Origin of the sequence: Streptococcus mitis (genome assembly GCF_002096845.1) — a bacterium.
Lineage (GTDB): Bacteria > Bacillota > Bacilli > Lactobacillales > Streptococcaceae > Streptococcus > Streptococcus mitis_A.
Genome location: NZ_NCVK01000002.1, coordinates 22,344 through 46,223 on the forward strand (window position 1 = coordinate 22,344; position 23,880 = coordinate 46,223).

At 40.6% G+C, this 23,880-nt stretch carries 26 protein-coding genes and 1 pseudogene; 4 read left to right on the forward strand and 23 right to left on the reverse strand.

The features are described 5' to 3' along the window. The 8 genes from B7695_RS00470 to B7695_RS00505 all read right to left on the reverse strand — a co-directional run bounded on the left by B7695_RS00470 (window position 1) and on the right by B7695_RS00505 (window position 7,415). A complete protein-coding gene (locus B7695_RS00470; protein ID WP_084889282.1) occupies window positions 1–1,059 on the reverse strand; it encodes an ABC transporter permease in 1,059 nt (352 codons plus the stop codon). Beyond that, on the reverse strand, window positions 1,052–2,587 hold the full coding sequence (locus B7695_RS00475) for an ABC transporter ATP-binding protein (protein ID WP_084889283.1): 1,536 nt from the start codon (window positions 2,585–2,587) through the stop codon (window positions 1,052–1,054). Before B7695_RS00475 ends, B7695_RS00470 begins: the two co-directional genes overlap by 8 nt. Window positions 2,588–2,730: 143 nt before the next feature. Then, window positions 2,731–3,783 carry a BMP family lipoprotein gene (locus B7695_RS00480; protein ID WP_084889284.1) on the reverse strand — a complete coding sequence of 351 codons (1,053 nt, stop codon included), beginning with the start codon at window positions 3,781–3,783 and terminating at the stop codon, window positions 2,731–2,733. A gap of 89 nt (window positions 3,784–3,872) precedes the next feature. Continuing rightward, window positions 3,873–4,262: a cytidine deaminase gene (locus B7695_RS00485; protein ID WP_084889285.1), complete on the reverse strand. Its 390-nt coding sequence runs from the start codon at window positions 4,260–4,262 to the stop codon at window positions 3,873–3,875. Then, on the reverse strand, window positions 4,249–4,911 hold the full coding sequence (gene deoC, locus B7695_RS00490) for a deoxyribose-phosphate aldolase (protein WP_084889286.1): 663 nt from the start codon (window positions 4,909–4,911) through the stop codon (window positions 4,249–4,251). Before deoC ends, B7695_RS00485 begins: the two co-directional genes overlap by 14 nt. 19 nt (window positions 4,912–4,930) lie before the next feature. Next, a complete protein-coding gene (locus B7695_RS00495; RefSeq protein ID WP_084889287.1) occupies window positions 4,931–6,208 on the reverse strand; it encodes a pyrimidine-nucleoside phosphorylase in 1,278 nt (425 codons plus the stop codon). Further along, window positions 6,205–6,795, reverse strand: a complete 591-nt coding sequence (locus tag B7695_RS00500; protein WP_084889288.1) for a class I SAM-dependent methyltransferase — start codon at window positions 6,793–6,795, stop codon at window positions 6,205–6,207. The genes B7695_RS00495 and B7695_RS00500 overlap by 4 nt, the downstream gene beginning before the upstream one ends. Before the next feature lie 215 nt (window positions 6,796–7,010). After that, the gene (locus B7695_RS00505) at window positions 7,011–7,415 is read right to left on the reverse strand and encodes a hypothetical protein (protein ID WP_084889289.1); all 405 of its coding nucleotides are present in this window, start codon (window positions 7,413–7,415) and stop codon (window positions 7,011–7,013) included. A 213-nt stretch (window positions 7,416–7,628) separates the two neighbouring features. Here B7695_RS00505 and coaA point away from each other — a divergent pair, with 213 nt between their 5' ends. The 3 genes from coaA (at window position 7,629) to B7695_RS00520 (ending at window position 9,430) form a co-directional block, all read left to right on the forward strand. Then, complete coding sequence (gene coaA, locus B7695_RS00510) at window positions 7,629–8,549, forward strand: type I pantothenate kinase (RefSeq protein ID WP_084889290.1); 921 nt, start codon at window positions 7,629–7,631, stop codon at window positions 8,547–8,549. A gap of 67 nt (window positions 8,550–8,616) precedes the next feature. Continuing rightward, window positions 8,617–8,853: a 30S ribosomal protein S20 gene (gene rpsT, locus B7695_RS00515; protein ID WP_001274000.1), complete on the forward strand. Its 237-nt coding sequence runs from the start codon at window positions 8,617–8,619 to the stop codon at window positions 8,851–8,853. A gap of 52 nt (window positions 8,854–8,905) precedes the next feature. Further along, window positions 8,906–9,430 (forward strand): DNA topology modulation protein, encoded by a 525-nt coding sequence (locus B7695_RS00520; protein ID WP_084889291.1) that lies wholly within the window; start codon window positions 8,906–8,908, stop codon window positions 9,428–9,430. A gap of 26 nt (window positions 9,431–9,456) precedes the next feature. Here the strand turns inward: B7695_RS00520 and deoD are convergent, their stop codons facing one another. From deoD to rpiA, 8 genes and pseudogenes are all read right to left on the reverse strand, one after another. Further along, window positions 9,457–10,167, reverse strand: coding sequence for a purine-nucleoside phosphorylase (deoD, locus tag B7695_RS00525; RefSeq protein ID WP_084889313.1), 711 nt, complete (start codon window positions 10,165–10,167; stop codon window positions 9,457–9,459). A 549-nt stretch (window positions 10,168–10,716) separates the two neighbouring features. Continuing rightward, window positions 10,717–12,000 (reverse strand): chloride channel protein, encoded by a 1,284-nt coding sequence (locus tag B7695_RS00530; RefSeq protein ID WP_084889292.1) that lies wholly within the window; start codon window positions 11,998–12,000, stop codon window positions 10,717–10,719. Then, window positions 11,994–12,239 (reverse strand): annotated as a pseudogene (locus tag B7695_RS00535) (phosphorylase family protein); the annotation flags it as partial. The gene B7695_RS00530 and the pseudogene B7695_RS00535, both read right to left, overlap by 7 nt. A gap of 283 nt (window positions 12,240–12,522) precedes the next feature. Next, window positions 12,523–15,267, reverse strand: coding sequence for a galactose-binding domain-containing protein (locus B7695_RS11700; RefSeq protein ID WP_084889294.1), 2,745 nt, complete (start codon window positions 15,265–15,267; stop codon window positions 12,523–12,525). A 330-nt stretch (window positions 15,268–15,597) separates the two neighbouring features. Then, window positions 15,598–16,407: a purine-nucleoside phosphorylase gene (locus tag B7695_RS00550; RefSeq protein ID WP_084889295.1), complete on the reverse strand. Its 810-nt coding sequence runs from the start codon at window positions 16,405–16,407 to the stop codon at window positions 15,598–15,600. After that, window positions 16,404–16,964 carry a DUF1697 domain-containing protein gene (locus B7695_RS00555; protein WP_084889296.1) on the reverse strand — a complete coding sequence of 187 codons (561 nt, stop codon included), beginning with the start codon at window positions 16,962–16,964 and terminating at the stop codon, window positions 16,404–16,406. The genes B7695_RS00550 and B7695_RS00555 overlap by 4 nt, the downstream gene beginning before the upstream one ends. Window position 16,965: 1 nt before the next feature. Further along, on the reverse strand, window positions 16,966–18,177 hold the full coding sequence (locus tag B7695_RS00560; RefSeq protein WP_084889297.1) for a phosphopentomutase: 1,212 nt from the start codon (window positions 18,175–18,177) through the stop codon (window positions 16,966–16,968). A gap of 13 nt (window positions 18,178–18,190) precedes the next feature. Further along, on the reverse strand, window positions 18,191–18,874 hold the full coding sequence (gene rpiA / locus B7695_RS00565; protein WP_084889298.1) for a ribose-5-phosphate isomerase RpiA: 684 nt from the start codon (window positions 18,872–18,874) through the stop codon (window positions 18,191–18,193). Between the two features lie 203 nt (window positions 18,875–19,077). Between rpiA and B7695_RS00570 the strand changes: the two genes are divergently transcribed. Further along, complete coding sequence (locus B7695_RS00570; protein ID WP_084889299.1) at window positions 19,078–19,263, forward strand: hypothetical protein; 186 nt, start codon at window positions 19,078–19,080, stop codon at window positions 19,261–19,263. Between the two features lie 112 nt (window positions 19,264–19,375). On the opposite strand, the gene trxB is transcribed toward B7695_RS00570, so the two are convergent. The 7 genes from trxB to B7695_RS00605 form a co-directional block, all read right to left on the reverse strand. Further along, the gene (trxB, locus tag B7695_RS00575) at window positions 19,376–20,287 is read right to left on the reverse strand and encodes a thioredoxin-disulfide reductase (RefSeq protein ID WP_084889300.1); all 912 of its coding nucleotides are present in this window, start codon (window positions 20,285–20,287) and stop codon (window positions 19,376–19,378) included. Between the two features lie 85 nt (window positions 20,288–20,372). Next, on the reverse strand, window positions 20,373–20,597 hold the full coding sequence (locus tag B7695_RS00580; protein ID WP_000926599.1) for a DUF4059 family protein: 225 nt from the start codon (window positions 20,595–20,597) through the stop codon (window positions 20,373–20,375). Between the two features lie 77 nt (window positions 20,598–20,674). Next, entirely contained in the window at window positions 20,675–21,418 is a 744-nt protein-coding gene (locus B7695_RS00585) for an amino acid ABC transporter ATP-binding protein (RefSeq protein WP_000590965.1), read from the reverse strand. Then, window positions 21,418–22,218 carry an amino acid ABC transporter permease gene (locus B7695_RS00590; RefSeq protein ID WP_084889301.1) on the reverse strand — a complete coding sequence of 267 codons (801 nt, stop codon included), beginning with the start codon at window positions 22,216–22,218 and terminating at the stop codon, window positions 21,418–21,420. The genes B7695_RS00585 and B7695_RS00590 overlap by 1 nt, the downstream gene beginning before the upstream one ends. A 157-nt stretch (window positions 22,219–22,375) precedes the next feature. After that, on the reverse strand, window positions 22,376–22,732 hold the full coding sequence (locus B7695_RS00595; protein WP_078351980.1) for an arsenate reductase family protein: 357 nt from the start codon (window positions 22,730–22,732) through the stop codon (window positions 22,376–22,378). Between the two features lie 5 nt (window positions 22,733–22,737). After that, window positions 22,738–23,256, reverse strand: coding sequence for a methylated-DNA--[protein]-cysteine S-methyltransferase (locus tag B7695_RS00600; protein WP_084889302.1), 519 nt, complete (start codon window positions 23,254–23,256; stop codon window positions 22,738–22,740). Beyond that, window positions 23,256–23,750 (reverse strand): GNAT family N-acetyltransferase, encoded by a 495-nt coding sequence (locus tag B7695_RS00605; RefSeq protein WP_084889303.1) that lies wholly within the window; start codon window positions 23,748–23,750, stop codon window positions 23,256–23,258. Before B7695_RS00605 ends, B7695_RS00600 begins: the two co-directional genes overlap by 1 nt. Between the last annotated feature and the right edge of the window lie 130 nt (window positions 23,751–23,880).

Genomic DNA, 23,880 nt, shown 5'->3' on the forward strand with positions numbered 1-23,880 from the left:
TTACTTACCTCCTTTAACTTGTTTTTTCGGTTTGACAAAGCGTTCGATAAGATAATGAACACTGACAAAGAAGATAATAGAAGCTGTTACAATGCTGACAAGCTCAGACGGTACCTGCGCCGCATTCATACCAGGGGCTCCAACTTGGAGAACACCAAATAGGAAGGCTGCAAAGAGAATACCGATTGGTGAGTTGGCTGCAAGCAGACTAACTGCCATCCCGTTAAATCCAACAGCCAATGACGCCCCTTGAACATAGACGTTCTGGAAGGTTCCAAGCCCTTCAACAGCTCCACCAAGACCTGCCAAGGCACCTGAAATAATCATTGATAGAATAATAGTCCGTTTGGCAGAAATACCAGCATATTCTGAAGCATGTGGATTAAGACCAACCGCACGGATTTCAAAACCAAGAGTCGTTTTCTTGAGCATGAACCAAATGACTGCAACGGCAATGATGGCAAAGAAAATACCAATATTCATCCGCGAGTTACCAGTCAACTCAGCCAACCAAGGTGTCTGATAGGTTGCATTAGCCCCAACACGAATGGTCGAATCTGTACTTTGCATGAAGTCTTTAGGGAAAGCATGGATAAAGGCATTTCCTACATACAAGACAATGTAGTTCATCATAATGGTTACGATAACCTCTGACGTCCCCAGATAGGCTCTCAGAATACCTGGAATCGCTCCGACAATCCCACCAGCAATCAAGGCAATCACGATGGTTGCTAGAATCATCAAGGGACGTGGCATATCTAGATGCGACAGGGCAAACCAACCACTGAGAATCCAACCAGCCAAAGCCTGACCAGGAAGCCCGACGTTAAAGAAACCAGCGCGACTGGCAACAGCAAAACCAAGACCAATCAAGACCAAAGGCCCCATGGCACGGAAGATTTCTCCAATCCCACGCAGGCTACCAAAGGCTGTATAGAACAATTCTTCGTAGCCCCAAATAGCATCATAACCGAAGATCCACATGACAATGGCTCCAAGTAAAATTCCTAGGAAGACAGAAATCAAGGGAACCGAAATTTGTTGTAATTTTTTAGACATCACTCTTCTCCTTTCCCAAGTTTCCACCCGCCATCAAGACACCAAGTTCTTGTTTATTGGTTGTTTCTGGTGATACAATACCTTGAATCTTACCATCGTGGATAACGGCAATACGGTCTGAGACGTTTAAAATCTCATCCAATTCAAAGCTGACAACAAGGACAGCCTTCCCATTATCACGCTCTTCAATCAAGCGTTTGTGGATATATTCAATGGCACCGACATCCAACCCACGAGTTGGCTGGCTGACGATAAGAAGATCAGGATCACGATCAATTTCACGAGCAATAATTGCTTTTTGTTGATTTCCTCCTGAGAGTGCAGCTGCAGGAACAAATTCACTGGCAGCACGAACATCAAATTCTTCCATTAGCTTTTTAGCATAAGAAGTAATATTTGAATAGTTCAAAATTCCATTTTTACTATGTGGTTCTTTATAGTAAGTTTGAAGGGCAATATTTTCAGAAATCATCATTTCCAAAATCAAGCCATCACGGTGACGGTCTTCTGGAACGTGCCCAACACTCAACTCTGTAATCTGACGTGGGTGCAAGCCTACAATTGAATCTCCTTTTAGCTCAATGCTACCAGATTCAACCTTGCGAAGACCTGTGATGGCTTGAATGAGTTCAGACTGACCATTTCCATCAATCCCCGCAATACCAACAATCTCTCCAGCACGAACATCCAAGGACAGATTTTTCACAGCTGGAACACCACGGTTTTCATTGACCACCAAATCTTTGATTGACAAGACCACTTCTTTTGGTTGAGAGGCTTGTTTCTCTGTTTTAAAGGAAACAGAACGTCCTACCATCATTTCTGCCAAATCAGCATTAGTAGCCCCTGCAATTTTGACGGTTTCAATTGATTTCCCACGACGGATAACTGTAACGCGGTCAGAAACTGCGCGAATCTCGTCCAACTTGTGAGTAATCAAGATAATTGATTTTCCTTCTTTGACAAGATTTTTCATAATAGCCATCAACTCCTCAATTTCTGATGGAGTCAAAACAGCCGTTGGCTCGTCAAAAATAAGAATATCAGCTCCCCGATAAAGGGTTTTTAAAATTTCTACACGTTGTTGGGCTCCAACTGAGATGTCTGCTACCTTGGCAGAAGGGTCCACAGCTAAGCCATAACGTTCAGAAAGAGCCTTGATTTCTTTGCTAGCTCCAGCGATATCTAGTACACCATTTTTAGTCAATTCACTTCCTAAAATAATGTTTTCAGCCACCGTGAAAGCCTCTACCAACATAAAGTGCTGGTGAACCATTCCGATTCCCAAGTCAGCTGCTTTAGATGGGGAGTCGAGGTTGACAACTTGACCGTTGACCGCGATTTCACCACTAGTTGGTTCAAGAAGCCCTGCTAACATGTTCATGAGCGTGGACTTACCAGCCCCATTTTCTCCTAAAAGTGCATGAATTTCACCTTTTCGTAGGTGCAGGTTGATTTTGTCGTTGGCAACAAATTCACCAAACACCTTGGTAATATCACGCATCTCAATGACATTTTCGTGTGCCATGTGCTCTTCCTTTCAGAGTCTTATTTTATTTCAATAAAACTTGCTAGTTTGTCTAGTAGCAAGCTTTACTGAGACAAAATGACTTTGTCTCAATTCTTAAAAAAGCGGCCGATGGCCGCTTCCTAAGAAATAACTTCCATCCATTATTTTGCAGGAACTTTTACGCTTCCATCAAGGATTTTAGCTTTTGCATCTTCAACGGCTTTTTTACCTTCTTCAGAAAGGTTAGTTGTTACCAAGTCAACCCCTTTATCTTTCAATGAGTAAACGATCACTTGACCGCCAGGGAATTCACCTTTTTCTGCCTTGTTAGAAATATCTTTTACAGTTGTACCAACTTGTTTCAAAGTAGATGCAAGAACAAAGTTTGATTCTTTGCCATCTTTAGAAGTGTATTTACCTTCTGCTTCTTGGTCACGGTCAACACCGATAACCCAAACTTTTTCATTTTCAGGACGGCTTTCGTTGAGTGATTTTGCTTCTGCAAAGACACCAGCACCTGTACCACCAGCTACTTGGTAAACAATATCTGCACCGGCTGCGTATTGTGCGGCTGCAATTGTTTTACCTTTAGCAGCATCACCAAATGAACCAGCGTAGTCAACTTGTACTTTGATAGATGGGTCTACTGACGCAACACCAGCCTTGAATCCTGCTTCAAAACGAGAGATAACTTCTGACTCCTGCCCACCTACAAAACCAACTTGTTTTGTTTTAGTTGTTTTTGCTGCAGCTACACCTGCAAGGTAACCTGACTCATTATCAGCGAAAGTTACGCTCGCAACATTCTTTTGATCTTTAATCACATCATCAATCAAGACATAGTTCAAATCAGTGTGCTCTGCTGCTGCATCTTTAACTGCATTGTGAAGGGCAAAACCAACACCGAAGATTAGGTTGTAACTTCCAGCCGCTTGTTGCAAGTTGTTAGCATAGTCAGCTTCACTTGTTGATTGGAAGTAAGTGAAACCTTTATCTTTTGCAAGATTGTGTTCTTTACCCCAAGCCTGCAAACCTTCCCAAGCTGATTGGTTGAATGATTTATCATCAACACCACCAGTATCAGTGACGATTGCTGCTTTTGTCTTCACATCAGAAGATGAATCTGCCTTACGAGAAGAGCGGTTACCACATGCAGCAAGTCCAACTGCTGCCACTGCAACTAGACCAAGGCCTAGCCATTGTTTCTTGTTCATTACTGAACCTCCTAAATAAGATGTGCAACGATGTTGCAAGTATGGATTGGTTGGCCACAAGGACCGTGCCACTCAGAGAGCGACTCAGACTAATTTAAGTCTGTAAAAGAATATGGAAGTAATTCCCCGACCGTCATCTCGACCGTCGATTTATCTTTTGCGACTAAGGTCACTTTTAGATCTTGTTCAAAAAATTCGACCATTACTTGACGACAAGCACCACATGGTGAAATTGGTTTTTCAGTCTCTCCATAGACAATCAATTCTGAAAATTCTCTTTGCCCTTCAGATACAGCCTTAAAAATGGCTGTTCTCTCACCGCAATTGGTCAAAGGATAGCTAGCATTTTCGATATTGACACCTGTATAAGTGCTACCATCTTTCGCTACTAAAACAGCTCCGACTGGAAAATGAGAATAGGGCACATAGGCTTTCTTGCTGGTTTCAATTGCCAGTTCAATCAACTCAGTAGTCGCCATCTGCCAATTCTCCTTTTAAAATGGCTACCCCAGCTGACGTTCCGATACGTGTCGCCCCTGCTTCCACAAAGGCAAGAGCATCTGCATAAGAACGAGCTCCGCCAGCAGCCTTGACCCCCATATCAGGACCAACTGTTTCACGCATTAATGTAACATCTGCTACCGTAGCACCACCAGTTGAAAAGCCAGTTGAAGTTTTGACGAAGTCAGCTCCCGCTTTTTGGGCTAATTGGCAAGCTACAACTTTTTCTTGGTCTGTCAGCAGGCACGCTTCAATAATGACTTTCACTAACTTGTCACCACTTGCTTCCACTACTGCGCGAATATCCGATTCAACCAAGGCTAAATTGCCTGATTTGAGAGCCCCAACATTGATCACCATATCAATCTCATCTGCACCATTTTGGATAGCTTCCTTGGTTTCAAAAGCTTTCACAGTTGAAGTTGTTGCTCCCAAAGGGAAACCTACTACTGTGCAGACCTTGACATCTGTGCCTTCAAGTCCTTTTTTAGCATGTTCAACCCAGGTCGGATTAACGCAAACACTGGCAAAATCATACTCTCTAGCTTCAGACAACAAACAATCAATTTGATTTTCTGTTGCATCTTGTTTTAAAAGCGTATGATCGATATATTTATTTAATTTCATATTCGGATTCTCCTGCGGTTTATGAGATAATTTCTATAATTTCTCGTAAACTTTGCACCCTATCATTTATTTTAACATATTTTTGAAAATCTGTAACTAGCTGAGGAGAAATTTTTCCATTTGTGTATACTTTTGCAACAATTTCTCCCTTTTGAACAGAATCTCCAACCTTCTTTTCAAAAACAATTCCTGTTTCATAGTCCAAGGCATCAGACTTGACTGCACGGCCTGCCCCCAGTCTCATAGCATAAAGCCCAAATTCCATTGCTGGAAGAGCTGAAATGACACCCGTTTCCTGGGCAGGAATTTCTACCACATGGGCAACATTGACAGGACGGTAGAGGTCTTCCAAGTCCCCACCTTGGGCTTGCACCATTTCCTCAAACTTAGCCAGTGCTTGACCATTCTCAAGATGTTGGCGGACTTCTTCAACTGTTTTATTTACATTTGCCAGGCCAAGCATAATTTGAGCCAATTCACAGATGAAGTGGGTAATATCCTGACGTCCTTGACCCTGTAAAATCTCCAATGCTTCAAGGATCTCCAGACGATTTCCAATAGCACGCCCTAAAGGCTGGCTCATATCCGTAATCACTGCTACTGTCTTCCGACCAACAGCCTTACCAAGTTCCACCATGGTTTGAGCCAGTTCACGCGCCTCATCAACCGTCTTCATGAAAGCACCCTCACCAACAGTCACGTCTAGCAAAATAGCATCCGCTCCTGCCGCGATTTTCTTGCTCATCACCGAACTCGCAATCAAAGGAATCGTGTCGACAGTTGCAGTCACATCACGGAGGGCGTAGAGAAGCTTGTCTGCTTTAACCAGCTGGTCTGATTGCCCAATGACAGATACTCCAATGTCCTGCACCTGACGAATGAAATCTTCTTGACTGTGCTCGACTTGATAGCCCTTAATGGACTCCAATTTATCAATTGTACCGCCAGTATGGCCGAGACCACGACCACTCATTTTCGCGACTGGAACTCCAAAACTCGCTACTAAAGGAGCTAAAATCAGGGTCACCTTATCACCAACACCACCAGTAGAATGCTTGTCAACCTTAACCCCATCAATAGCAGATAAATCAAACTCTTGCCCTGTCTGAACCATTTTCATAGTTAAATCAGATATTTCTCGAGTCGTCATTCCTTTGAAATAAACAGCCATAGCAAAGGCAGACATCTGATAATCAGGGACAATTCCTGACACATAGCCTTCTACCAGCCATTCAATTTCACTCGAAGTCAGTTCTTGACCGTCTCGTTTTTTTTGGATTAAATCAACTGCTCTCATTCTTTCACACTTCTAAGGATATAGTATCCCTTATCTTTTTTGACGATTTCACAATTACCAAACACATCTTCCATCTTGGACTTGGCACTTGGAGCCCCTTGTTTTTTCTGGATAACGATTGTCAAATCCCCACCAGTTTCCAAGAAATCTTTACTTTTCTCAATGATTTCATGAACCACTTGCTTGCCTGCACGGATAGGAGGATTGGAAATGACATGGTCAAAATGTCCTTCAACTTGTTCATAGATGTTGGACTGGAAAATCGTCGCTTCTACTTTATTTCGTTCAGCATTTTGTCGCGCCAAATCCAAGGCACGATTATTGATATCGACCATGGTCGACTGAACTCCATAAGCCTTAGCTAAAGACAAGCCCAAAGGTCCGTAACCACAGCCTACATCAAGGACAGTTTCTCCTTGATTGACCTCAAAACACTTGAGCAAGAGTTGACTTCCAAAGTCAACCATTTTCTTGCTAAAAACACCCGCATCCGTCAAAAAGGTCATTTTTTCTCCCAACAAGTCCACTCTCAATTCATGAATGTCGTGAGCAGCGTCAGGATTTTCTGCATAGTACATTTTATTCATAACCCTATTCTATCATATTTTGGATCGAATTGTAAATCGTTTACATATCAAGGCTAAAACAAAAAAATTGAAGGAAATTGCTTTACAATAGCTCCCCTTCAATCTCTTTCAACCTTTATAAGCAACTTGTATTTCATCTAGGACTACAGGTATCATTACCATGATAAAACACATAACACAAAGTTTATTGTTTATCATCAGGCGCATTGTCAGCGCTATTTCTTTACTTTTAAATATTTCATTATCAATAGGATTCCCAACAAAATGTTTAAATAAAAGCCCAACTGATACGTTTTTGTCAGGAATTCCAAACTTGTCCAAAGTCGTATCAAATCTTCTAGTGACATGCGGAAGAAATAACCCTCTGTAGCAATCCATAGAACCAAAAAGAAATAACTACCAGCAGCAAGCCATTTCGTCCACCGTTTTTTTAGGAAGAAAGCAATCAAGAGCGAACAGATAAAGACAGCTGTTACAATGGCATGTTCCATCAAAAAAGTAAAACCGTAATAGATTTCCACAAAGCGTCTACCATTATCCGCATTGACTCCTTTTATAAAAGGTAGAGCAAAACTTAAAATAAAACAGAGTTCCAATAGGTAACGTTTCAAGATTTTCATAGTACACCTCCTATAAGTTATAAACCCAAAATCCCCCTTTATAGCTGATAAGTCAGTAGAAAGCAGCTCCTACTTCATCAATAAATTGGTCATCCTCTATCTACTTATAGTATATACTATTGGGTATATACTATTGACTTAACACATTCAAGAAACCGCTTTATTTTTTTAGCTTTTTATGGTATGATAGACAAAATATCTAGGGGAAAACAAATGACCAACGAATTTTTACATTTTGAAAAAATCAGCCGCCAGACTTGGCAATCTTTACATCGAAAGACCACACCTCCTTTGACAGAAGAAGAATTGGAATCTATCAAGAGTTTTAATGACCAGATTAGCTTGCAGGATGTTACCGATGTCTATCTCCCCCTAGCCCATCTCATCCAGATTTACAAGCGTACCAAGGATGATTTGGCCTTTTCAAAAGGAATTTTCCTTCAACGTGAAAGTAAATCCCAACCTTTTATCATTGGGGTTTCTGGGAGTGTTGCTGTTGGAAAATCAACAACCAGTCGCCTACTGCAAATCCTACTGTCTCGTACACTTACAGATGCTAGGGTTGAGTTGGTAACAACTGACGGCTTTCTCTATCCCAACCAGACCTTGATTGAACAGGGGATTTTAAATCGCAAGGGATTTCCTGAAAGCTATGATATGGAAGCTCTTCTCAACTTCTTGGACCGCATCAAGAATGGACAAGATGTGGATATTCCTGTCTATTCTCATGAAGTCTACGACATCGTACCTGAGGAAAAACAAAGCGTCAAAGCTGCTGACTTTGTGATTGTTGAAGGAATCAATGTCTTTCAGAATCCACAAAACGAGCGTCTCTATATCACTGACTTTTTTGACTTTTCCATCTATGTTGATGCTGCAGTAGATGACATCGAGAGTTGGTATCTAGACCGTTTCTTGAAAATGCTGAGTCTGGCCCAAAACGACCCTGATAGCTACTACTATCGTTTTACTCAAATGCCGATTGGGGAAGTGGAGGCCTTTGCTCATCAGGTCTGGACCAGTATCAATCTAACAAATCTGCAAAATTATATTGAACCGACCAGAAATCGTGCAGAAGTGATTCTTCATAAAAGCAAGAACCATGAAATCGATGAAATTTACTTAAAAAAGTAATTTTCCCTTGTCAAAACGTAAGTTTTCAGATATAATGGTATAGTTAGTAAATATGGAGGTAAGAACATTGGCAAATATTAAATCAGCTATCAAACGCGCTGAATTGAACGTTAAACAAAACGAAAAGAACTCAGCTCAAAAATCAGCTATGCGTACTGCTATCAAAGCTTTCGAAGCAAACCCATCTGAAGAACTTTTCCGTGCTGCTAGCTCAGCTATCGATAAAGCAGAAACTAAAGGTTTGATTCACAAAAACAAAGCAAGTCGCGATAAAGCTCGTCTTTCAGCTAAACTTGCTAAATAAGAAACAGTCCATAGAGGCTGTTTTTTTGTCTCCAAATAGGAAAAGGTAGAAAATGAAAATTGCAATTATCGGATATTCTGGTTCAGGTAAGTCAACGCTAGCTGAAAAGTTGTCTCACTACTACTCCATCCCAAAACTTCACATGGACACACTCCAATTTCAACCTGGTTGGCAAGATAGTGATCGCGAATGGATGTTGACCGAGATGAAAAACTTTCTCACCAAGCATGAAGTTTGGGTCATCGATGGGAATTATTCTTGGTGCTATTACGAGGAAAGAATGCAGGAAGCTGACCAAATCATCTTTCTTAATTTTTCGCCATTGACCTGTCTCTTTCGAGCCTTTAAACGTTATCTTAAATACCGGGGAAAAGTAAGAGAAAGTATGGCAGCTGGTTGTCAAGAACAGTTTAATTGGGAGTTTATCAGATGGATTCTCTGGGACGGACGGAGCAAATCCGCTAAGGAACGCTACAAGTGGATTCAAAAAAACTATCCATATAAAGTGGTCATCCTCAGATCACAAAAAGAGATAGACCAATTTCTAGATAAGAAAAGGAAGTCCTCCAATTCATAAAGAAGGGCTTCCTTTTTTGAATATAATTATTTTGCAATCAAGGTTTCTAATCCAACCTTCATCATATCGGTAAAGGTATTTTGGCGTTCTTCTGCAGTTGTATCTTCATCTGGATTGACCAAACTATCAGAAATAGTCATGATGGCAAGCGCGTCAACATGGTGTTGGGCTGCCAGATAGTAAAGGGCTGCTGCTTCCATTTCCACAGCCTTGACTCCCCATTTACCAAGCTCAATGTTCTTTTCAAAGTAGTTTGAATAAAAGACATCAGAAGACAAAACGTTCCCAACGTGGGTGGTCATACCGAGTTCTTTAGCGATATGGTAGGCCTTGTCCAGCAAATCAAAGCTAGCGATTTGTGGGAAATCGTATTGAGGCCAATCGTTGCGGATGATATTTGAATTGGTAGCAGCTGCTTGTGCCAAGACCAACTCACGAACGTGAACATCCTCATTCAAAGAACCGGCTGTACCGACACGGATCAATTTTTTCACACCGTAATCGACAATCAATTCACGAGCATAGATAGAGATTGAGGGCATACCCATCCCTGTTCCCATAACAGATACACGGTGACCTTTGTAAGTACCTGTGTATCCAAACATGTTACGCACTTCGTTAAAGCAAACAGCATCTTCAAGGAAATTCTCAGCGATAAATTTCGCACGAAGAGGATCTCCAGGAAGAAGAATTTTATCAGCAATTTCACCCTGCTGAGCAGCAATATGGATAGACATAGTTAAGATATAAAGGGCGACAGAGAACAAAGTAAAAATAGGAAACTGACGAAGCATCACAGATGCTAGACAGTTTATCTTTTTTACACAGTTCTCCGCCCGTATTCAGTTCAATGAATACAGTTAACCCATCCTTTCTTTATTCTAAAATTTATAATCAGAAAGATACCAAACCCGTTAAAAAGCCAAAGGAAAAATAGGAGTTGGGCACAGTGAGCGATGCTCGCTAGACCAACTATCTTTTTCACACTGCTTTTAAGGTGGGGTCAATTCCTTTCTTAATTTTGATGATATTGAGAAGATTAGACCGGATTCAATTCAAACCCGAACTCCCCTTCTCTTCTGAGTTTTTAGAAAAGTTTTCCGCTCGAGTTCAAATTAGAACACACGCTCTACCTTTCTTTTTTTTATTTTTATAGCTATGAAAAATCGGATTCAATCATGACTCCGATAAGCCTACTTCTTTTTTATTTCAAACATTTATTGATAAATTGACAATAGTTTTTAATCTTTTAAGATAAATCTTTGATTAGAAGAAACGGTCGTTCTCTATCTTATTACTCTATTCTTTGACTTCTGACACAGTATGCTAGCCCAAGAAAAACGGTCTAATATTTTTGCAAATTCATAGGCTAAAACAGCTGTTACTAAGAGATACGGAATAGAATCTAAAGCTAGCCCAGTGAACCCTATTACTAATCCAGTTGCAGACCAGGGAGCCCTCAAGGTCACAGACAAAAAGCAAACAGATCCCAAAAGCAAAATGCTTGGCTGGCTATCCCCACCTAGAATCATGCCCAAGAGACCAGCTCCAGCCATCCCCAAGGCAAAAGATGGCGTAAGGGTACCACCATAGGCCCCTGCCCACAGAATAATAAGAACAACTAATGCTTTTAGAATAAACAAGAGGAATACTGTTTTGCCATTGCTACCATTCAATACTTCCTGAGCCATCATACGTCCATTTCCAAGTAGATGTGGAAAATAACTTGCCAACCCAGCAAGAAAAAGAAAAGCTGTAGGCAATGTGAGAAGTACTCGTTTATCTTTTATCCTGTTTGAAGACACTTCTTTACTCAAGCAACCAAAAAGCCAAGCTAGTGGGGTTAAGAAAAGAAGTAATAAGGGAATAATCCACATTTCCTTTAATGACCATGCAATGGCTGGAATCTGGTAGAGAGCCTGATCTGAAATAACCAAGCCTGCTGTATAGGTTGACACATAGGTAGTCAAACCGACTAAGATAAATCGTTTAATAGATAGAGCAATTCCTAGAGTTTCAAAAACAAAGAAGACACTTGTTAATGGAACCTGGTAGACAGCTGCTAAACCAGCACCAGCACCACAAGCAAGGAGAAAGATTTGATCCTTCTTAGAGAGAGAACATATTTTTCCAATTGGTCCTGCAAATAGAGTTCCAATCTCTCGTGGCGCAGCTTCTTTACCAATAGGGGCTCCCCCTCCAACTGCAATAATCTGCCAAATTGAATGAAATAGCTGTTTTAAAAAATGAAGTTTGTTTTGTGAAGTCTCATACTTCATCTGCGCTTTAATGGAAAAAATCTGTGATTTTTTTTGCAAGAAATACCAGACCAAGGATGAGCTGACACCCACGATTATTAAACTTAATCCTATCCGCGACGAGGAAACTCCATCTGTCAAGAATACAGTTTGATGCTCTGACTGACCAAAAGCTATCCCCTCTATCATCTTTAAAAGATAATGTAAAAAAATACCAGATAAACCTGAAACTATTCCTTGCAAAATGACTGCTAGGAATAATTTAAGATTATAAGGGATTTTCTGAAAAATACTCCTCAATTCTTTTAACATAGTAATAATTCAGCAAAAACGGCTTTAAGTAAGCCTTTAAAATCACCTTTAACACACTCAGTCACTTCTATAACCTCTTCGTGGTTAATCTCTTCTTTGAAACCAGTAGTATAGTTAGTAATCCATAAAATTCCTAGAAGTTTCAAACCTGAGTAGGCTAAAACAATAACTTCAGGAGCAGTTGACATTCCGACCACATCTGTTCCAAGCATCTTATAGGTACGAATTTCTACTCGTGTTCAAATTAGAACACGCGCTCTACCTTTCTGTTTATACTCTTCGAAAATCTCTTCAAACCACGTCAACGTCGCCTTGCCGTATATATGTTACTGACTTCGTCAGTTCTATCTACAACCTCAAAGCAGTGCTTTGAGCAACCTGCGGCTAGTTTCCTAGTTTGCTCTTTGATTTTCATTGAGTATTAATTTTGTTCTTTCACAGAGAGCTACCTGAGTTCTATTCAAGCTCAGGTAGCACTTCTCTTACAAACTAAATCATCTCATTATTAAATAGTAGGATTTTTTACAAGACATCGTCATCAGAAATCTTAGAATTCAATGTCGTACCCCAATGAGTGATTTTTCGATGTGGTTGGGCGAGAAGAGGTCTGTTGTCATAGATTGTTTGCCATCTATTCCAGATAAGACCCGTTCTCTTTTCGATCTTAATTCGCAGATTTCTCATATTTTCTTTGATTGGGAGGTTGAGGACAAAACCTGCAGTCTGGTTACGTCCGTTTCCTTCCCAAGAACGACTACGAACAACTTGGTTTCCATCTTTGTCTACTGTGACTTCTTCCCAGGATATTGAGTAGCGTGCAATATAAGCTCCGCTATGTTGAATCGTTAGGGTTTTATCTTTTACAGGAGTGTAGTTTAACAGTTGCACAGGCTTAGAAGCTTGCGTAGTTACATTATTTTTAGCTACAAATCGAAAAACTTCTACTTCTGCAAGACTGAGGGCTTGATTGTTCTTACGTAGTTGCACACGAACACGGCGTCCCAATTTCCCATTTAATTGAACATCCAAGCTCGTTCCGTCAAGTTTAGAAACATACTGTCTAGCAACTTCTGTTCCTTTTTCATCATACAAAATCACATCAAAGTCTGACAGACTTTTAGAAAGTTCTCCATCCCCACGGTTATGAAGTCGGACAAGCCCAACCTGTTCCGTACGACCTAAATCAACTTCCCACCAAGGCTGGTTTTCAAATTTTGTATGGGTAATTGATTGCTGGCTATAACTACTATTGGTATTGCCATCCAAGGCACGACTAGCATCTCCACCAAAATCAGTAGAACTTTGCTTAGCTTGTTTTTTCCAAGCGATATTCTCAGCACGATATACTTGGACTTCTGCAAGACTGAGGGCATTATAGCCTTCTAGCTCAATCCGAACATAGCGCGCTTTTTTATGGTTAATCGCAATTTGTGCTGACACATCTTTAAGAGATGTTATGCGTTTTCTCTCAATTTCTTTACCAAAACTATCTAAAAGAATGACATCAAAGTTTGCCAATCTATCCTGGGCAGTGTCTGTTCGGTTGTAAATATTGATTTGGCGAATGGTTTCTTCTTTAGCCAAATCTACTTGCCACCACGGTTTAGATTGGAAGTTGGTATGAGTGACAGAATTGTGACCATAGTTACCATCAACTTTGCCATCCACAGCTCTTCTAGCATCTCCTCCGAAAGCTGTCGAACTTTGAGTAACCCGTTTCCCTAGAGCTATATTTTCAAGAGGTTCAGCGCTTGGTTGACTAGAAGATTGAGGCAGAGCCTGTTTCTTAAAGAATCGCACTTTATCTAATTTCGGATCACGATAACCATGTTTATCCAAGGTAGCTCGTTTACCAATATTAAAGTTAGGAATATCATTCATTCGACTTTCAAAATAGCCACGAGAACGGTGTTTAAAGCGTGAATTACCTGTAAATGGAACAATATCACGATCGTTATGAATCAAGGGAGTCACAACATTATCATTATCAACCACATAATGCTTAATTTTTCCACTAACAGCTAATTTACGGCTTTCCAAACCAACATCCCAGAAACCATTCTTAGCATTCCAAACAGTTCTGGAAGTAATCACTTTAGGCGCACTGAAAGTCGTCACTTTCCTCAATACATGGTTATAAAAATCAGGATATTTTTGGTAAGCTTCAACTGCTGCAATCTGAGCTAGGTAGCCTCCAAGAGAATGACCTGTCATATACAACTTGGTAATACTTGTATCCTTGGCTAATTCCCCAACAACCTTGCGGATATCATCCGCTTGAGCTGGTTTATTTCCACCAAATAAAACCAAATCTGCACTTAAATCCTTAGCGTCATTAACTCGCGTTCCACGAATAGCCAACATATGAACCGTTCCATCTTTTAGATAAGGAAGGTCACTCTTGGTCTCAAATAAGAAAGCATCCAAGCCACTATCTGTATGATAGGCTTTTTTCATCTTCCAAAATGGTGCCAGTTCATTGTGCATCATTTTATATTCTTGACGGTCAAGATAGAGACTAGGGAAAGGATTCTTATGATCTAAAATTTTCTCAATATAATCATCGTCTCGATAGGCTAACTCCATAAAGAGAAGAGAATCACGGTCTGTGACATACCATTCTTTCTTATTGTCATCTTCTCCATCTGCCAAACCATCCCCATCACTGTCTGCTAGCAAGGGATGACTGTTATATCCTAGATAATCCTTACCATCTTTGTTGTAAACATAAAGTTCATCTTTGTTTTTGATGCCATCTTGGTCATCATCCCCTTCCAAATCAAGAACTTTTTCACCATAGAGAGATTCATCAATCAAATCATTTTCTAAATGCAATTCCCCTTTGGAAATCTTAACCAAATCTTCTGCTGTTAGAGAACGAGTATTTGTTGGTTTTTCTGTCACAACTTCTTCTTTAGTTTCTTCTACAGGAGCATGAATAGGTGAGTCTTGAACAGGCTCTGTTATCTCTACTTTTGACTCTTCCCTTTTGTTTTCAAGAACTTCACTTGCTTCTGGAAGCGTTTGAGGAGCTAGTCTTGGCTCCTCTCTAAGAGGAGTTTCTAGTTTTGGAGCAACATTTTCCGTCTCTCTCAATTCCTCCTTAGAATCTAGCACTCTTGTTGCCACTTCAGATGTTACATCTTGCTTTAGTTCATTGGCTGAAATTCCAGCTGGAGCTAGAAATGCGAAGCCGACTGCAACAGATACAACCCCGATACTTAATTTTTTTATGCCAAAACGCATAATTCGTTGACCGATTTTCATTATTTCTTATCTTTCTTTTCGTTTATTTGTAAGCAGACTCAAGCAAAATCTCATTGTGCTATATATGATAAGACTGAGAAATTCAGAAAGTAAATTCATTCTTATCTTTCCTTATCATAACTAGTCTGCTTGGCGTAGGAAGCTAATCCCAGCATCCTAGATTCTTGTCTTTCACAATGCTAACTATCAGACGCAAACATATCTATTCTTCCGCTTCTTTCAGTTATAAGAGCAGAAAGAACCTCATAGTATACTTATATTTCTTCGTTGACCCTGATAGGTAGTCAATCATGAAAAGGTAGAGGCATTCCCCCTTTTAAATCTTTTTTCTTACAATTCTGCAAGAATAGCTTTAAGCAAGCCTTTGAAATCACCTTTGACACGTTCGGTTACTTCTACAACTTCTTCGTGGTTAAGTTCTTCTTGGAAACCGGCCGCAAAGTTAGTGATACATGAAATTCCCAGAACTTTTAAACCTGAGTGGGATGCCACAATAACTTCAGGAACAGTCGACATACCAACTGCATCTGCTCCCAGTGTCTTATAAGCACGGATTTCTGCTGGTGTTTCATAAGTTGGACCAGTAACACCGATATAGACACCTTCATCAAGCTTGATACCAAGTTTTTTAGCCACTTCATGGGCAGTAGCACGGTATTCTGGTGTGTAGGCCTTAGACATATCTGGGAAACGAGGACCAAATTCATCCAAGTTTTCACCCATCAATGGGTTTTGACCTGTCATGTTGATATGGTCTGAGATAGCCATCAAGGTACCAGGACCAAATCCAATACCGCCAGCTGCATTGGTTACAATAACACCTTCACATCCAAGAACTTTCATGACACGTACTGGGAAAGTCACTACTTCCAGAGGATTTCCTTCGTAGAAATGGAAACGACCTTGAAGAGCCAAAACCTTGCGACCTGCAAGTTCCCCATATACTAATTTACCAGCGTGACCGACTACTGTTGAACGGCCCCAGTTTGGAATCTCAGCATAGTCTACTACAACAGGATTTTCGATTTCTTCTGCCAATTCTCCAAGTCCTGATCCAAGGATTAGACCGAACTCAGGCGTTTGGATTCCCTTTTCTTTCAGGAAAGCAGCTGTTTCATTGATTTTATCTAAAAATGTCATTGTGTGTCTCCTTTTTTAGTTTTTAGCATTTGACCGATTTTGTCAAAAGTTTTAGCATTGCGAATGGTAATGTGGCGATAGAAAGGCATCTTGAGCAGTCCCTTGTGATAGGCAGTTTTAGAGTAGGTTTCTTCAGAAAATTTCCCCCAGAAAATGCCAAGTTTTCCAAAATGAACGACCTCATCTTTCAGCTCTAAACTCTCAACTGTCGCGATGACTTGTTCCACATCCAAACCCTCCGTGTAGAAAAGGACATCTTTTCGTGCCAAGTCTTCGTTCCACCAAGCTGGTAGATTATCCACTTCTGCTTCATAGTCTTCTTGACTCAGTAAAGAAAAGCTCTGAATAAATGGATAATGGACTGCAAAGAAAGTCTCTAATTTTTCAACCAATCGAGCTTTTGGTTCTGTCGAAGTAAAGAAAATATTGCCACTGTTGATGTAGCTTTCAACCTTTTCCAGTCCCACGTCTGTCAATTCTTGACGAAGCTCCGCCATGACGACCTTATTCTTACCACCAACATTGATACCTCTCACCAGCAAAGCATAGCGCGTCATCTTATACCAATTTATCTAAGAAACTTTCCCCAATCATAGCAGTTTCCACACCAAAGTTATCGGCAACAGTCGCTGAAATATCTGCAAAATGTCCTACTGGAATGACACCATTTCCTTTAAAGGCAGGACTGTAAGCCAAAAGTGGGATATATTCGCGAGTGTGGTCTGTTCCTGCGTAAGTTGGGTCGTTCCCGTGGTCCGCAGTAATCAAGAGAAGGTCGTTCTCTCGCATGGCTGCGATAATTTCAGGTAAGCGTTCATCAAACTCATGCAAACAATCACGGTAACCGTGAGCATTACGACGGTGGCCGTAAAGGGCATCAAAGTCAACCAAGTTTGTGAATGAGAATCCTTTTTCAAACTCAGCAAGGCCCATTGTCTTCAATAGTGTATCAATTCCATGGCTGTTTGACTTGTTGTGGCCCATGTCATGGTTGATACCCGCACCGTTAAAGATATCGTTGATTTTACCAACAGCATAAGTATCGATACCTGCTTCATTGAGTTTATCGAGAACGGTTGGAGAAAATGGAGATACCGCCAAGTCACGACGGTTAGCTGTACGAGTGAAGTTACCTGGTTCACCTACATAAGGGCGAGCAATGATACGACCTAGAAGGGCTGGACGCTCAAGTGTAATCGAACGAGCGTATTCACAAATACGGTACAATTCATCCAAAGGGATGATGTCTTCATGAGCAGCAATTTGCAAAACAGGGTCAGCTGAAGTATAGATAATCAACTCTCCAGTTTCCATTTGACGAGGTCCAAAATCATCGATAACAGCTGTACCTGAGTAAGGTTTGTTGGCTTCACGAATGACCTTACGTCCTGAAAATTCTTCGATTTTTGTCAAGATTTCTTCTGGGAATCCGTTCCAGAAAGTATCGAAGGGCTCAGTAATGTTGAGTCCCATGATTTCCCAGTGTCCAGTCATGGTATCCTTACCAAGGGATACTTCTTCCAATTTTGTTGCATATCCAGTTGGATTGCTTTCAGCTGCTACAGTCTTAAGAGGAGTTTCGCGAGGGATATTTCCCAGACCGATTTTAGCCATGTTTGGGACATTCAGACCAACTGTTTTTGAAATGTGTCCCAATGTGTCAGAAGATCCATCTGGAACCCCTGCATTGACAAAGTTATTAGCATCTGGTGCTGCACCGATTCCTACAGAATCCAGTACCACCAAATGAATACGATTAAATTTAGACATCTTATGCCCCCTTCTATTTTCCTTTTTTTGAAGTTAAAATCTGAACTCCATCTCGTCCAGCAACGATGACCCTATCCACCATTTGGTTGAATAAGCCGTGTTCTACGACACCAACGATATGGTCCAATTCTTGTCCGAAAGCAATTGGATCTTCGATGACATCCAAGGCAAGGTCAATGATAAAGTTCTGCATATCCGTCACAAAATGTTGACCGTCTTTTTCACGGAAGCTTGGTTTGTAGCCAGCTCGCTCAAAACGACGAAAGACTTGTTCTGCGCCATACTGAACCACTTCTACTGGCAATTTAAAAGCACCTAGTTTTTCGACCAGCTTGCTTTCATCCACCACCCAAATATATTCTTTTGATGGTGTCGCAACAACCTTCTCCATCAGAAGAGCACCACCACCGCCTTTGATTCCGTTAAACTGACTATCCACTTCATCCGCGCCATCAACCGTCACATCGACAAAGTCTACTTGGTCAATAGACTTGAGCGGGATATTAAGGCCTTCAGCCTGTTTACTGGTCACACTAGAGGTCGTTACAGCTGTAATCTGCAAACCTTCTTCCTTGATACGACGACCGATTTCTTCGACAAAATAATAGGCAGTCGAGCCTGTTCCAAGTCCAACGACCATTCCATCGCTCACGAACTCAGCAGCCTTGATACCTGCCATTTTCTTCAAATTTTCCATCGATTGACCTCCATCATTCTCAGTTCTTATTTTACTATGAAACCGTTTTTTATTCAAGAAAAAAGATTTAAACAGTATTTTTTTCTTGAATTTCTTTCAAAATATACATTTTCTTTTTACTAAACGAATAAAAATTATAGTCTATCCTAATTTTGAGTACACTAAAAATAGAGCTTAAAACCCAATTTCAAAAAAGCTAACTGATGAACCCATTAGGTTTGTTTAATCGAGTAAAAGAATTAATCGAAACAAAAGATTTCGAAGTTGCTAAAACATTTGTTGCAGAAAATCAAGAACAACTTGGAGAATACTTCTCTCAAGCTCAGCAGTTGATTTCTGGTTCAGAAAGTCTAGATGGCCTCGTTGACAAGATTAAAGGATTTTTCTAAAAATATAAGAGGCTGGCAAAACTCAATTTCAGTAGAAAATGAAATTAATTTTCCCACAATAAAACACATAGTGTCAAATTTTTTGTAAATCTGATACTATGCGTTTTTATAATTAACTATGTTCTGTGATAAATTTATAGGCTTCTTGACCAGCGACAGCTCCATCTCCAACTGCTGTTGTTACTTGGCGAAGGTCTTTCTGGCGAACATCTCCAACTGCAAAGATACCATCAACTGCAGTTTTCATGTGGTTATCTGTCACAATCCAACCAGCCTGATCTTGGATATTCAATTCTTTAACAAAATCGCTAAGAGGGTCCAAACCAACATAGATAAAGACACCACCGAAGGCTTTTTCTGTCACTTGACCTGTTTTCACATTTTCAAATACGACAGATTCTACTCGGTTTTCACCCTTGATTTCCTTCACTACAGAATCCCAGATAAAGCTGATTTTCTCATTCGCAAAGGCGCGGTCTTGTAAAACCTTTTGGGCACGAAGTTGGTCACGACGGTGAACAATGGTAACAGTCTTGGCAAAGCGAGTTAAGAAGAGGGCTTCTTCAACAGCTGAATCCCCACCACCAACTACCAACAAATCTTGATCACGGAAGAAAGCACCATCACACACGGCACAGTATGAAACACCACGACTATTCAGTTCTTCTTCTCCAGGTACTCCCAAAGGACGGTGTTTAGAACCAGTCGCTACGATAACGGTACGAGTTTCATATGTTTGGTCATCAGTCATCACTTTCTTAAAATCACCATGATCTTGGACATTTTCAACATAACCATAAATGTGCTCAACACCAAGATTTTCAAGTGGTTCAAACATCTTTTCAGCCAATTCAGGCCCACTAATATTAGCGTATCCTGGGTAATTTTCAATATCAGATGTATTATTCATCTGACCACCTGGCAGACCACCTTCAATCAAGGCTACTTTCAAATTGCTTCGAGCAGCATACAAGGCTGCAGTCATACCCGCAGGTCCAGCACCGATAATAATAGTATCGTACATATAGATTCCTTCTTTCTTGTTGTAACTATCTTTATTCTAACTCTTTCTTGTCAATCAAGCAAGGATTATGCCTTGAAAGCAAGGATTATGCCTTGAAAACAAGAATTAAACTCATAACCGCAAAGGATAATACTGGAACAACCAAAACCCCAATCATAATCATATCATAGAGATGGGCTTGGCGAGCCTTGGCTGTCTTATCAACTCCCGACATGGCTCTCAGTCCAATCCAAATCCCTAAAAAAATCAGGACAAGGATGGTGGTCAAGATCAAACTCTCGAAATATAAAGAAAATAGTTGCAGTAGCATGATTTCTCTCATTTCTATCTTTTTTAAAGAGTAAACTCAGCTAGTCCAGCTAACTGAGTTTTCCTTTATCTATTATATCAAATATAAGTCCGTTTGTAACTAGCGAAGAATTCTTTTGTCCGCTCTTCTTTAGGATGGTGGATAATCTCATCCGGTGTTCCAGACTCAATGATTTTCCCCTTATCTAAGAAGAGAATCTTATCAGCCACTTGGGCTACAAAGGACATGTCATGACTAACCAAAATCATGGTTTGACCTGACTTAGCAGCATCTGCAATAGACTTTTCTACTTCACCGACCAATTCTGGGTCAAGGGCTGAAGTTGGTTCGTCTAAGAGCAAGACATCTGGTTTCATAGCAAGCGCACGCGCTAGGGCAACCCGTTGCTTCTGTCCACCTGATAAATGTCGAGGGTAATGGTTTTCACGGTCAGAAAGTCCAACCTTAGCCAACTCTTCCTTGGCAATCTTAGTCGCTTCTTGGTCAGATAATTTCTTGACAACAACCAAGCCTTCTTTCACATTATCAAGTGCTGTTCGGCGTTCAAACAAATTAAACTGTTGGAAAACCATAGACAGCTTACGGCGTAGGGCAAGGATTTCTTCTTGAGTGATTTTAGAAAAATCAACTGAGAAATCATCAATCTGAATAGAGCCACTGTCAGGTGTTTCAAGATAATTGAGACTGCGAAGGAAGGTTGATTTTCCAGCTCCTGAAGAACCAATCAAGGCTACAACTTCCCCTTTTTGAATATCCAAGTCCAGATGATCTAAGACAGTCTGTCCTGAAAAGGATTTGCTTAAATTCGAAATCTTAATCATTAACGAAGATCTCCTTTCACATCTGTTTGCACTGTATCGGGTGCAGAAATAGCCATTTTTCTCTCGATGAAGCGACCGAGACTTTCAATTCCGATATTGACTACCCAATAAACAAGGGCAACGGAGATAAAGCGTTCAAAATAGCGGTAATCAGCACCACCTAAAATCTGAGCTTGGGCAAAAACTTCCACAACACCCGCACTAAAGGCTAGGGAAGTTCCCTTGGTCAAGCCGATGAGGGAGTTAATTAAGGTTGGAGTAGCTACCACCGCTGCATTTGGAATAATCACTCGACGATAAACTTGCGCTCGGGTCATACCCAGACTTCGTGCCGCCTCAATCTCACCAGGATTGACTGAGAGAATGGCTGCACGAATGGTTTCACTAGCATAAGCTGCCTCATTAAAGGCAAAGGCGACAATGGCAAAAGCAGCGGCTGGAATCGCATTGATATTGAGACCAGTTCCCCATTGCTGATTGAGGGCTTTTAAAGCCAACGGAATTCCGTAGTAGGTCAACATGAGTTGCACCAAAATCGGTGTCCCTTTTAAGAAGCTAACAAAGAATGCCTGCAAGGGATATAAAATCTTGACACGATTGATTTTCACAATGGCAAAAAGAAGTGCCAAAATCAAGCCAAAAAGGGCACCACCAATGGTCAACATAATCGTTGTTGGAAGTTGTTGGACAATTCTCGGAATTCCATCAAAGACCGAACGCAAGCTAAAAAGCTTGCCATCCGGAATCAATTGCATCAAGTTTTGGTACCAATCTGATGCTAAAATCGTTGTAACATTCATAAAAACATCCTCTCCTGATAATGATTCATTCTACCATACTTCTGCCGTCAATGAAATTATTTGCTACGGTCAGGTACAGACTTTGTCTACCTACTAGTTTATCATACTTTGAAACAGGGAGGCTATATATTTTATCTATCAAAGAGATAAGTAAAAACTATCTCAATCCCAATTCTTCATAAGCTTTTCGATAACCGATTTGCTTAACAGTTCCATTTTCTACTAAAATGGGCCGTTTTAACAACATACCGTCACTTGCTAGCAACTCAGCCGCTTCTTGGTTTGACAGACTTCCTACCTTATCTTTCAATCCTAATTCACGGTATTTGATCCCACTGGTGTTGAAAAATTGCTTCAACTCAAAACCTGAGGTCTCTAGCCAGTTTAAAATGACTTCTTGGCTAGGTGTTTCTTCAACGATGTGAACGGCTTTATAGTCCACACCGAGTTGGTTTAATTCTTGTTTTGCTTTTTTACAAGTTGAACATTTTGGGTATTCGATAAATTCTAACATATGTTTCACTTTCTATTGTTTATATCTTTAAAATCTACTCCTTCATGCTCCAAGAGCCAGGCTTTCTTTTCCACTCCTGCAGCATAACCTGTCAGACGCTTGCCTGCTCCCAGCACACGATGACAAGGTACTAGGATAGACCACGGATTGCGTCCCACTGCTCCACCAATTGCTTGAGCAGAAGGCACTTGTAGGTCTTTCGCTATTTGTCCATAGGTCACTGTCTGACCATAAGGAATTCCCTGTAAATAGGACCAAACTAGCTTTTCAAAATCCGTTCCGATTGGAGCCAAGGGTAAGTTGGATAAATCCTGAGGTTTGCCTTTAAAGTAAGCATCTAAGCAAGCAATAACTGGATCTAAAATGGGATGACTAACAACTTCTTCTATTATTTCATACCCTAGTCCCCTCTCAAAATGCTTCTGCTCATGCACCCAAATGCCATACAGATATTGCTCGTCGGCAACCAAAGACAAGGTTCCTATTGGCGAAAAGTAGAGTATTTTTACGTACTTCTTTTGCATTATTTCTTCAATTTTTGATAGGCCAAGCGTTCGCCATCAACTGGAACCTTACCAACCTGTTTAAAACCGAGTTTTTCAAAGATATGCTGCATGACCTTGTTTGCAACATGCGTATCTAAGCGAAAATCTAGGTAATCAAATCCTTCAATTAAGCCTTCTAGGAAAGTCTGAGCAACCCCCTGTCCCTGGACATCTGCTGCCACAGCAATACGGTGAAAGACTAGGTACTCTGACTCCCCAGCTTGCCAGTTGCCTTCATAAATGGCTTCATAGGCTGCCTCTGGACTCTTGGTCACAGCTGCATAAGCTAGTAGTTCTCCCTCTTCCAAGGCTACGTAGGCTTGACCTGAGATAATATCTTCAATAATAATATCAGCATTTGGATAACCATTTTGCCACTGGTCACTACCAGCATACGCTAAACATTTTTTAGCATCCTCCATCACTTGCATGATGGCATCTACTTCATTTGGAAAAGCTAAACGAATCTCCATCTTTTCTCCTCATTTCTGACTAGTTTCTCCCATCATAGCATAATTTAAGTCTTTCTACAAGCAGTTAAAACTTGACTTTATGTTTTTATTATTTTATAATCTAGTTATTAAAACTAGATAAAAAGGAGTT

Bases quoted from the DNA above. Each gene is read 5' to 3' on its own strand.
- B7695_RS00470 (WP_084889282.1), bottom strand. From the start codon at position 1,059: ATGTCTAAAAAATTACAACAAATTTCGGTTCCCTTGATTTCTGTCTTC.
- B7695_RS00475 (WP_084889283.1), bottom strand. From the start codon at position 2,587: ATGGCACACGAAAATGTCATTGAGATGCGTGATATTACCAAGGTGTTT.
- B7695_RS00480 (WP_084889284.1), bottom strand. From the start codon at position 3,783: ATGAACAAGAAACAATGGCTAGGCCTTGGTCTAGTTGCAGTGGCAGCA.
- B7695_RS00485 (WP_084889285.1), bottom strand. From the start codon at position 4,262: ATGGCGACTACTGAGTTGATTGAACTGGCAATTGAAACCAGCAAGAAA.
- deoC (WP_084889286.1), bottom strand. From the start codon at position 4,911: ATGAAATTAAATAAATATATCGATCATACGCTTTTAAAACAAGATGCA.
- B7695_RS00495 (WP_084889287.1), bottom strand. From the start codon at position 6,208: ATGAGAGCAGTTGATTTAATCCAAAAAAAACGAGACGGTCAAGAACTG.
- B7695_RS00500 (WP_084889288.1), bottom strand. From the start codon at position 6,795: ATGAATAAAATGTACTATGCAGAAAATCCTGACGCTGCTCACGACATT.
- B7695_RS00505 (WP_084889289.1), bottom strand. From the start codon at position 7,415: ATGAAAATCTTGAAACGTTACCTATTGGAACTCTGTTTTATTTTAAGT.
- coaA (WP_084889290.1), top strand. From the start codon at position 7,629: ATGACCAACGAATTTTTACATTTTGAAAAAATCAGCCGCCAGACTTGG.
- B7695_RS00520 (WP_084889291.1), top strand. From the start codon at position 8,906: ATGAAAATTGCAATTATCGGATATTCTGGTTCAGGTAAGTCAACGCTA.
- deoD (WP_084889313.1), bottom strand. From the start codon at position 10,167: ATGTCTATCCATATTGCTGCTCAGCAGGGTGAAATTGCTGATAAAATT.
- B7695_RS00530 (WP_084889292.1), bottom strand. From the start codon at position 12,000: ATGTTAAAAGAATTGAGGAGTATTTTTCAGAAAATCCCTTATAATCTT.
- B7695_RS11700 (WP_084889294.1), bottom strand. From the start codon at position 15,267: ATGAAAATCGGTCAACGAATTATGCGTTTTGGCATAAAAAAATTAAGT.
- B7695_RS00550 (WP_084889295.1), bottom strand. From the start codon at position 16,407: ATGACATTTTTAGATAAAATCAATGAAACAGCTGCTTTCCTGAAAGAA.
- B7695_RS00555 (WP_084889296.1), bottom strand. From the start codon at position 16,964: ATGACGCGCTATGCTTTGCTGGTGAGAGGTATCAATGTTGGTGGTAAG.
- B7695_RS00560 (WP_084889297.1), bottom strand. From the start codon at position 18,177: ATGTCTAAATTTAATCGTATTCATTTGGTGGTACTGGATTCTGTAGGA.
- rpiA (WP_084889298.1), bottom strand. From the start codon at position 18,874: ATGGAAAATTTGAAGAAAATGGCAGGTATCAAGGCTGCTGAGTTCGTG.
- B7695_RS00570 (WP_084889299.1), top strand. From the start codon at position 19,078: ATGAACCCATTAGGTTTGTTTAATCGAGTAAAAGAATTAATCGAAACA.
- trxB (WP_084889300.1), bottom strand. From the start codon at position 20,287: ATGTACGATACTATTATTATCGGTGCTGGACCTGCGGGTATGACTGCA.
- B7695_RS00580 (WP_000926599.1), bottom strand. From the start codon at position 20,597: ATGCTACTGCAACTATTTTCTTTATATTTCGAGAGTTTGATCTTGACC.
- B7695_RS00585 (WP_000590965.1), bottom strand. From the start codon at position 21,418: ATGATTAAGATTTCGAATTTAAGCAAATCCTTTTCAGGACAGACTGTC.
- B7695_RS00590 (WP_084889301.1), bottom strand. From the start codon at position 22,218: ATGAATGTTACAACGATTTTAGCATCAGATTGGTACCAAAACTTGATG.
- B7695_RS00595 (WP_078351980.1), bottom strand. From the start codon at position 22,732: ATGTTAGAATTTATCGAATACCCAAAATGTTCAACTTGTAAAAAAGCA.
- B7695_RS00600 (WP_084889302.1), bottom strand. From the start codon at position 23,256: ATGCAAAAGAAGTACGTAAAAATACTCTACTTTTCGCCAATAGGAACC.
- B7695_RS00605 (WP_084889303.1), bottom strand. From the start codon at position 23,750: ATGGAGATTCGTTTAGCTTTTCCAAATGAAGTAGATGCCATCATGCAA.